Consider the following 301-nt stretch of genomic DNA (forward strand, 5'->3'; position numbering starts at 1 on the left):
TCTTTGCAAGATGGACTGACAGAGTTAGCCAATAGACGAAACTTTGATATGACGCTTCAGGAAGAATTCGCCAGAGCGATTCGCAATTCAAGTTCTCTTGCACTTGTTATGATCGACGTTGACCATTTTAAACAATACAACGACTTATACGGGCATGCAGAAGGCGACGAATGTTTGAAAAAAATTAGTGCTGCGATCCAATCATGTCCGCGCCGCGCCGGTGATTTAGTCGCACGCTTTGGTGGGGAAGAGTTGGCCGTTATTCTACCTGTAACAGACTTAAACGGTGGGGTAGCAGTAG

Annotated in this window: 1 protein-coding gene; it reads left to right on the plus strand. The window is 45.8% G+C overall.

Annotation, left to right across the window (positions count from 1 at the left end):
* Positions 1 to 48: 48 nt before the first annotated feature.
* Positions 49 to 301, plus strand: a 253-nt coding sequence (locus tag KDM89_RS21490; RefSeq protein ID WP_329604726.1) for a diguanylate cyclase, incomplete at its 3' end; no start/stop codon positions are given.

This window comes from Cognatundibacterium luofuense (genome assembly GCF_018139685.1).
In the GTDB taxonomy this organism is placed as follows: Bacteria; Pseudomonadota; Gammaproteobacteria; order Burkholderiales; family Burkholderiaceae_D; genus Undibacterium; species Undibacterium luofuense.